Origin of the sequence: Pradoshia sp. (assembly GCF_051873915.1) — a bacterium.
Lineage (GTDB): Bacteria > Bacillota > Bacilli > Bacillales > Pradoshiaceae > Pradoshia.
Window position 1 is genome coordinate 4,411 of the sequence record NZ_JBJEFJ010000088.1, and the last position, 7,433, is coordinate 11,843.

Annotated in this window: 6 protein-coding genes; 1 reads left to right on the forward strand and 5 read right to left on the reverse strand. The window is 42.9% G+C overall.

The annotated features are described in order from the left end of the window. Nucleotides 1-157: 157 nt before the first annotated feature. The 5 genes from ACI35L_RS08465 to coaA all read right to left on the reverse strand — a co-directional run bounded on the left by ACI35L_RS08465 (nucleotide 158) and on the right by coaA (nucleotide 6,349). Complete coding sequence (locus tag ACI35L_RS08465) at nucleotides 158-1,975, reverse strand: ABC transporter ATP-binding protein (RefSeq protein WP_049671273.1); 1,818 nt, start codon at nucleotides 1,973-1,975, stop codon at nucleotides 158-160. After that, on the reverse strand, nucleotides 1,956-3,707 hold the full coding sequence (locus ACI35L_RS08470; protein WP_439802656.1) for an ABC transporter ATP-binding protein: 1,752 nt from the start codon (nucleotides 3,705-3,707) through the stop codon (nucleotides 1,956-1,958). The genes ACI35L_RS08465 and ACI35L_RS08470 overlap by 20 nt, the downstream gene beginning before the upstream one ends. 150 nt (nucleotides 3,708-3,857) lie before the next feature. Further along, the gene (gene pssA, locus ACI35L_RS08475; RefSeq protein ID WP_439802657.1) at nucleotides 3,858-4,610 is read right to left on the reverse strand and encodes a CDP-diacylglycerol--serine O-phosphatidyltransferase; all 753 of its coding nucleotides are present in this window, start codon (nucleotides 4,608-4,610) and stop codon (nucleotides 3,858-3,860) included. A 192-nt stretch (nucleotides 4,611-4,802) separates the two neighbouring features. After that, nucleotides 4,803-5,384: a sugar O-acetyltransferase gene (locus tag ACI35L_RS08480; protein WP_439802658.1), complete on the reverse strand. Its 582-nt coding sequence runs from the start codon at nucleotides 5,382-5,384 to the stop codon at nucleotides 4,803-4,805. A 29-nt stretch (nucleotides 5,385-5,413) separates the two neighbouring features. Further along, on the reverse strand, nucleotides 5,414-6,349 hold the full coding sequence (gene coaA / locus ACI35L_RS08485) for a type I pantothenate kinase (RefSeq protein ID WP_231589523.1): 936 nt from the start codon (nucleotides 6,347-6,349) through the stop codon (nucleotides 5,414-5,416). A gap of 156 nt (nucleotides 6,350-6,505) precedes the next feature. On the opposite strand from coaA, the gene ACI35L_RS08490 reads away from it, so the two are divergent. Then, nucleotides 6,506-7,433, forward strand: a 928-nt coding sequence (locus ACI35L_RS08490) for an ATP-grasp domain-containing protein (RefSeq protein ID WP_439802659.1), incomplete at its 3' end; no start/stop codon positions are given.

The following is a 7,433-nucleotide window of genomic DNA, read 5'->3' on the forward strand; positions in this document are numbered from 1 at the left end:
TATAGGTATTGGGCGAAAATGATCCGCTATGGGCAATACTGATTAGGTCTGGGCGGAGATCTGAAAGTATGGGCGATAGACCTACATTAAAAACTGCCCTGACATAGTCCGTTTACCGGAGCTGTCAGGGCAGCTATTCTCATCATACATATCTACCTTATATCGTTTCCTTAAACTGCTGGGAATAGAGTTGATAATAAAAACCTTTTGAAGCAATGAGCTCCTCATGGGTTCCGCTTTCCTTTATTTGACCATGATCAATGACATAGATTCGGTCAGCCTTCTCGATTGTCTTCAAACGATGGGCAATAATAAAGGTCGTTTTTCCCTTCGTAAGATTCTTCAGCCCCTCCTGAATGGCAATCTCTGTTCTAGTATCAATGCTTGAGGTTGCTTCATCCAATATGAGAATGTCCGAGTCTGCTAGAATGGCTCGTGCAATCGCAAGCAGCTGGCGCTGACCTTGGCTAAGATTGGTTCCGCCTGAGGTTATTTTCGTTTCATACTGGTCTGGCAAATGCTTGATGAACTTGTGCGCAGCTGCGACCTTTGCAGCCTTAATGACCTCCTCATCACTTGCCTCAAGTCTTCCATACCGAATATTTTCCATTATAGTACCCGAGAAGAGATAGGTCTCCTGTAAAACAATGCCAATTCTCTTTCTCAAATCTGCCATTTTGTACCGTTCTATTGATTGTCCATCAATAAGTAGTTCGCCGGAAGAGCGGTCATAGAAACGGGATAATAAATTGATCATCGTCGTTTTCCCAGAACCTGTCGGGCCGACCAGGGCAATGGTTTCCCCTGGCTCTGCTTGTAGGGAAATATTCTTTAAGATAAGCTGATCCTTCTCATAGCCGAAGGAAACATTCTTGAAATCAATATACCCCTTAAAGCCTGTCACAGGCTCAGCATTCGGGCTGTCCTGTAAATCCGGCACCTCATCCATGATCTCAAATACACGTTCCGCTCCGGCAATGGCCGATTGAATCGTATTCATGAGATTCGTTAATTGGTTAATGGGACGGAAGAACAGCTTCGAATAGGTGACAAAGGCTGCAATAACCCCAATTGACGCCATATCGTTCAATGTAAGAATGGCGCCTGTAGCTATAATCAATCCAAAGCCTAGATTATTAATAAAGTTATTGACTGGGCCAAGGAAGCCGCTGAAGGTTTCGGCAAGCATGGCTGACTGCCGAAGGTCCTCATTGATTTCATGGAATTCCTGGATGGTCTTTTTCTCTTGGCCATACAGGGTAATCACTTCTTTGCCGCTGATTGCTTCTTCTATATAGCCGTTCAGTCTCCCTAAATCAGCCTGCCGTTTCGCGAAGTTACGACTGGAGACGCGGATGATTCTGCGTGAAACAAACAGCATAACCGGAATGATTAAAAACGATACGACCGCCATCATCCAGTTCAGGCTGAACATCGCAATCGTAACTCCCACAATCGTCAAGACGGAAGAGATAATCTGAACCAAGCTCTGGCTTAAGGCGTTATTCAAATTATCAATATCATTCGTCACCCGGCTCATCAAGTCCCCCTGTGAACGGGTATCAAAAAAACGCAGGCTTAACTGCTGCAGCTTCGCAAACAATTCTTCTCTGATTGTGCGGATCGTTGTTAGTGAAATGCGGACCATCGTATCCTGCTGCAGCCATGTAAACAAGGAGGCAGCTAAGTAAATAACCGCAAGTAATACAGCCATTTTTATAGCGCCCGGTATATCCTGCATGAGAATATAACGGTCAATTGTGATGCCTAAATAATACGGTCCAAGCAAGCCGAAAATCGTTGACGCTAAGACAAAAAATAATGTCAACCAAAGCTTCAACCGGTGTTTGCTCAGCTGATTCCAAATACGCAGGATGGTTTCCTTTTGGTTTTTCGCCTTCCTTTTCGGTCCAAAGCTGTGGCGCGGACCTCGAAAATTAGGAGGAGCCTGGCGGTTATTTTCTTGCTGACTCATATGATTCCTCCTTCAATCCTTGAATACGGCAGATTTCTTGATAAAGCGGATTATTAGCTAACAGCTCTTCATGTGTTCCAAGAGCCGCTTCCTGTCCATCCTCAAGGACTAATATTTGATCAGCCTCTTTAACAGATGAGATCTTTGAGGAGATAATAATCTTCGTAGACTCTGGATAATGCTCCTTCAGAGCAGCTTGAATCGCGGCTTCTGAAATAGCATCTACAGCAGAGGTTGCATCATCAATGATCAGTATCTCTGGTTTGCGAACGAGCGCGCGCGCTATTGACAGGCGCTGCCTTTGACCCCCAGATAGATTGGTTGCTCCCTGCATAAGCTCGTAATCAAATATGCCGTCTAATTCCTTCACAAAAGACCAAGCCTGTGCATCTTCAAGTGCTGCAGTCATTTCCTCTACGCTTGCATCATCCTTGCCCATCTTCAGATTATATTGAATAGCTCCTGAAAACAGCATGGCTTTTTGTGTAATAAAGCCAATCGATTCTCTCAGTTCATCCAAGGAAATCTTTCGAATATCCATGCCGTTTACCAGCACCTGACCCGCTTCCACTTCATATAATCTTGGGATGAGCTTGGCAAGTGTTGTTTTCCCGCTTCCCGTTCCTCCTATAATTCCGAGCGTTTCTCCTGGAGGGATACGAACATTTATATCGGATAATACATGCTCGCCATTTTTACTGTAGCTGAAGCTGACATTTTTGAACTCTACTTCACCCTTATGCTCATTGAGTAATACCGGCCGAACGGGCTCTTCGATATCGCCAGTCGTATCCAGAACGTCCTTAATCCGGTCAGCTGATGGAAAAGCACGAGTGATTTGCATAAGAACCGCACTGCTTGTCATCAAGGAGTTTAGAATAATCGTTAAATAATTGACAAACGCAATGATCATCCCTACCTCCATCGAGCCGCTATCAAGCTTAATGGCTCCCATCCAGATAGCAAAGACGATGCCCATGTTTACGATAAACTGGAGGAGAGGCATTAATCCCATAATCGTCAAATCAGCCCGAATATTCACTTTTGTTAGATGATCATTCACCTCTGTGAATTGTTTCATCTCATATTTTTCTGTGCCAAATGCTTTGACGACCCTTACTCCGGCCAAGTGCTCCTGTGTCTTCGTATTAACTCGGTCAATCGCCTTCTGAACAAGACCGAACAACGTACCTGCCTTGAAGGTGAATAATACAATGAGCACGACTAGAATAGGAACAATGACAAGTAAAATGGGGAATAACTCTCTCGCTGTTAAGTAAACAATTACGATGCTTCCGATAAACATGATCGGGCCGCGGACAAATATCCTTAATGTCATCATAGCTGCCTGCTGCACGGCTGTTATATCATTAGTCATAATCGTAATCAGCTTGCCTGCTCCAAACTTATCCATATTAGGACCAGAGAAATAATCAATCTTCCGGAAAACATCTCTCCGCAAATCAGTCGAGAAATGAACCGCTGCCCGTGTCGAGAAGATGCTGCTTCCAACTCCTCCAACAAGACCGAGCAATGCTGCTCCAAACATGAATAACCCCATTGTCAATACATAACCGTTATCTTCCGCAGCAATTCCATTATCAATGATCTTTTGCATAATGGTCGGCTGGATTAAATCCATTCCAACCTCCAGGCACATAAATAAAGGACCGAGCAGAACGATGAAACGGTATGGTCGAAAATACTTAAATAACCCCGCTGCTGATTTCATCCATATCCACTTCCCACATATTCTTTCTATTGACATATAAAAGGGCGTACGATACCAAGCCCGCACGCCCTACATATAAAATCTTTGGACCTTTCTTCCATTAGGTTAAACACCAGACCTCACAGCCGCTCATGTTAGGTGAGGCTTCTATCAGCGTTTTACCTTCTTCTTTCGCAGCTTATCCTTGCGCGGAAGCCTGATTGTTCTGCTTTTCTTCAGCTGAAACTTCGGTGTCCTAGCTTTAATATATCGAGCGATAATAAAGACAACATAAATAGCGATAGCTACATAGAAAAATTCCGGAACACTATTAAAACCAGACCTTGCAATTAGATAGAACATATAGAGCAAAAATAAAGTAATAATGACTGTATAATAATTCAATTTCACCTTCTTAAAGCTCGGAATCTTGATTGTACTGACCATTAGGACAGCCAGTCCGAAGAATAAGATGATGAATAAGCTGATATGGATATAGTTCTCCAGCAGGACAAGAAAGGCTACAATGCCTCCTGCAAATGTAATAGGAATCCCCCTGAAATGCTTCATTGACTCCTCTGTTGGGGTTATATTAAATCTTGCCAGCCTGTAACACCCAAACAGCGGGAATAATCCAGCCATCCATATTCCATATTGGTTGAAATCGGAAAAGAATGTATAGGATGCCAGGAAGGCAGGCGCCACTCCAAAGGAGACAATATCGGCCAGTGAATCGAGCTGTTTGCCCATATCATTGGCAACGCCTAGTATACGTGCCATTCTTCCGTCAAGCATATCTAACATTAACGCAATAAATATTAGAATGGTGGCATTCCTTACATCGCCGCTAATTATGTAGGAAATAGATAAATACCCGCAATACAGGTTTCCTAAGGTTAATAAGTTCGGTATTTGTTTGATCATTCGTCACATCCTCAATCTGTCACACCAGTATTCGTATGATTGCAATTGTTTTCTAATTGTATTTTAACAAAATTATGTCAGTTTGTATCCTTTCTCCTTAAGAAGAACGAAAAAACCTTCCCATAAACGGTGAAACCCCTCTGTCAAAACAGGAGAGGTTCTAATCCATTTTTCGTACAGAAATGAATTCCCTTATACGATAGGATTTGTTTCTGGTTGATCATCAATTCGTTTAATCATTCTTGCTGGATTACCGGCAACAACAACATTATCCGGAATATCCTTCGTTACAACGGCTCCTGAGGCTACGACAACATTATCGCCAATCGTCACGCCAGGATTAATGACCGACCTGCCGCCAAGCCAGACATTGTGTCCAATTTTGACCGGCTTGCCATATTCCAATCCTGAATTTCGCTCATCCGGCATTAAGGGATGGGTCGCCGTATAAATATGTACGCCAGGGGCAAGCATGCAATTATCACCAATGACTACCGGGCATGTATCCAATATGAGACAGTCAAAATTTGCATAAAAATTCTCTCCGACAAAGATATTATAGCCATAATCACAAATGAAGTTTGGTTCAATATAGATATTCTTGCCAGTGGAACCAAGCAGCTGTTTTAAAATGCCTTCTCGTTCCTTTAAATCTGTCTCGATCGTTTGATTATAGATCCTCGTCCACTTTCTCGCTTCCATCCGATCTCTGACCAGTTCATCGTCTGCTGAACGATACATTTCCCCATTGATCATTTTCTCTTTTTCTGTCATATGGCTAGCCCCTCTCGTTTTTTTAGCGTTTAGATCTTCCGAAGCCGAACAGAAGAAATTGAATGATTCGCATCCTTCTCCAAAATGATATTGGCACGGTTTCTTGTCGGCGCTATATTACGGTCTAAGTTAACCTTATTGATTCGATTCCATATATCCGTTGCAACTCGGTCTGCCTCTTCATCCGTCAAATCAGCATAGCGGTGGAAGTAGGATTCCGGATTGGCAAACGCCGTTTTCCTAAGCGTCTTAAACCGCTCAACATACCATTGATAAATGTTCCGATCATCCGCATCGACATAGATGGAGATATCAAAGAAATCCGATACGTAGACACTATGAGAATGTGCTTCCTGCTTTGGTGTCTGCAGCACATTAATCCCTTCAACAATCACGATGTCCGGCTGCTTTATGACCGTATATTTTCCTGGAATAATATCATAATAGAGATGAGAATAGACTGGTGCTTTTACCTTTGGATGTCCAGCCTTAATTCGAGATAGAACTTTAATTAATTCTTTTGTATTATAGCTCTCTGGGAATCCCTTCTTATCCATGATTCCCTTGGCATTCAATACGTCATTCGGATAAAGAAAACCATCCGTTGTGATAATCTCTACACTTGGTGTGTTTGGCCATCTTGAAAGGAGTGCCTGAATAATTCTTGCTGTCGTACTCTTGCCGACGGCGACGCTTCCAGCTACGCCGATGACATAAGGCACCTTTCTCGTTGTATTGCCAAAGAAAGTATCCGTAACGGCATGAAGCATTTGAGAGGAATTGACATATAAATTTAGCAGACGGGTCAGCGGCAAATAAATCGTTGTAATCTCTTCTACAGATAATTTCTCATTCACGCCTTGAAGTTCCTCGATTTCCGTTTGCGTGAGTGTCATTGGTGTATTAAAACGTAAATTAGCCCATTCTTTTTTCGAAAAGTAACGGTATGGTGAAAAATTTGGCATGGGTATCTCCCTTTTTCTCTTTCTCATTCATCAGTATAAACTTTGGTAAGCTGTTTTTCCACCCGAACAGCCCTTTTTATGATTTTTCGAGAATTGACCATGCACTTTTTTGGGTGATACGATAATAATAATCTGCCATAAAAGGAGACTATTGACATGCCATCCATTTATATCATTCACGAAAATCAAGAATGGACAAGACATCTGACAAACAGATTGGAAGAATTGAAGCTTCCCTATGAGGAATGGCATTTGCACGAGGGGCTTATTGACCTTACTGCCGAGCCGCCTGTGGGAGTCTTTTATAATCGAATGAGTGCTTCCTCCCATACACGGGGACATCGTTATGCCCCAGAAATGGCAGGCGGGGTACTTGATTGGCTTGAACAGCATAATCGCACCATTGTGAACGGTTCAAAAGCCCTTTCCTTTGAGATTAGTAAAATAAGACAATATACAGCCTTGACGAAAGCTGGGATCAAAACGCCAGCAACAGTAGCGGCTACAGGCAGGGAAAACATTATCGAAGCCGCCAAAAGGCTTGGAAAAACTCCGTTCATCACCAAGCATAACCGGGCCGGAAAGGGACTAGGCGTCCAATTATTCCAGTCTATTGAAGCCTTGGAGTCTTATTTGAACAGCCCAGCATTCGTGGAACCTATTGATGGAATTACTCTCATTCAAGAATACATTCAATCACCGGAATCCACTATCACAAGGGCCGAATTCATTGGCGGCCAATTCTTCTATGCTGTGAATGTTGATACATCAACTGGGTTTGAACTCTGTCCTGCAGACGCCTGCCAGATTAATGATCTCTACTGCCCAACTAGTGAAGAGGCAGTAGAAAAGCCGCAATTTGATATGATAGAAGATTTCCACCATCCTATAATCAGTCAATACGAGGCCTTTCTAAAAGAAGCTCAAATTGATGTAGCAGGGATAGAATTTATTCGGGATGCCAGCGGCACGATCTATACGTATGACATTAACACCAATACGAATTATCATTCAGAGGCAGAAAGCAGAGCAGGAAAATATGGAATGCTTGAGCTGGCTAAATATCTCGGAAAACAATTGGGAT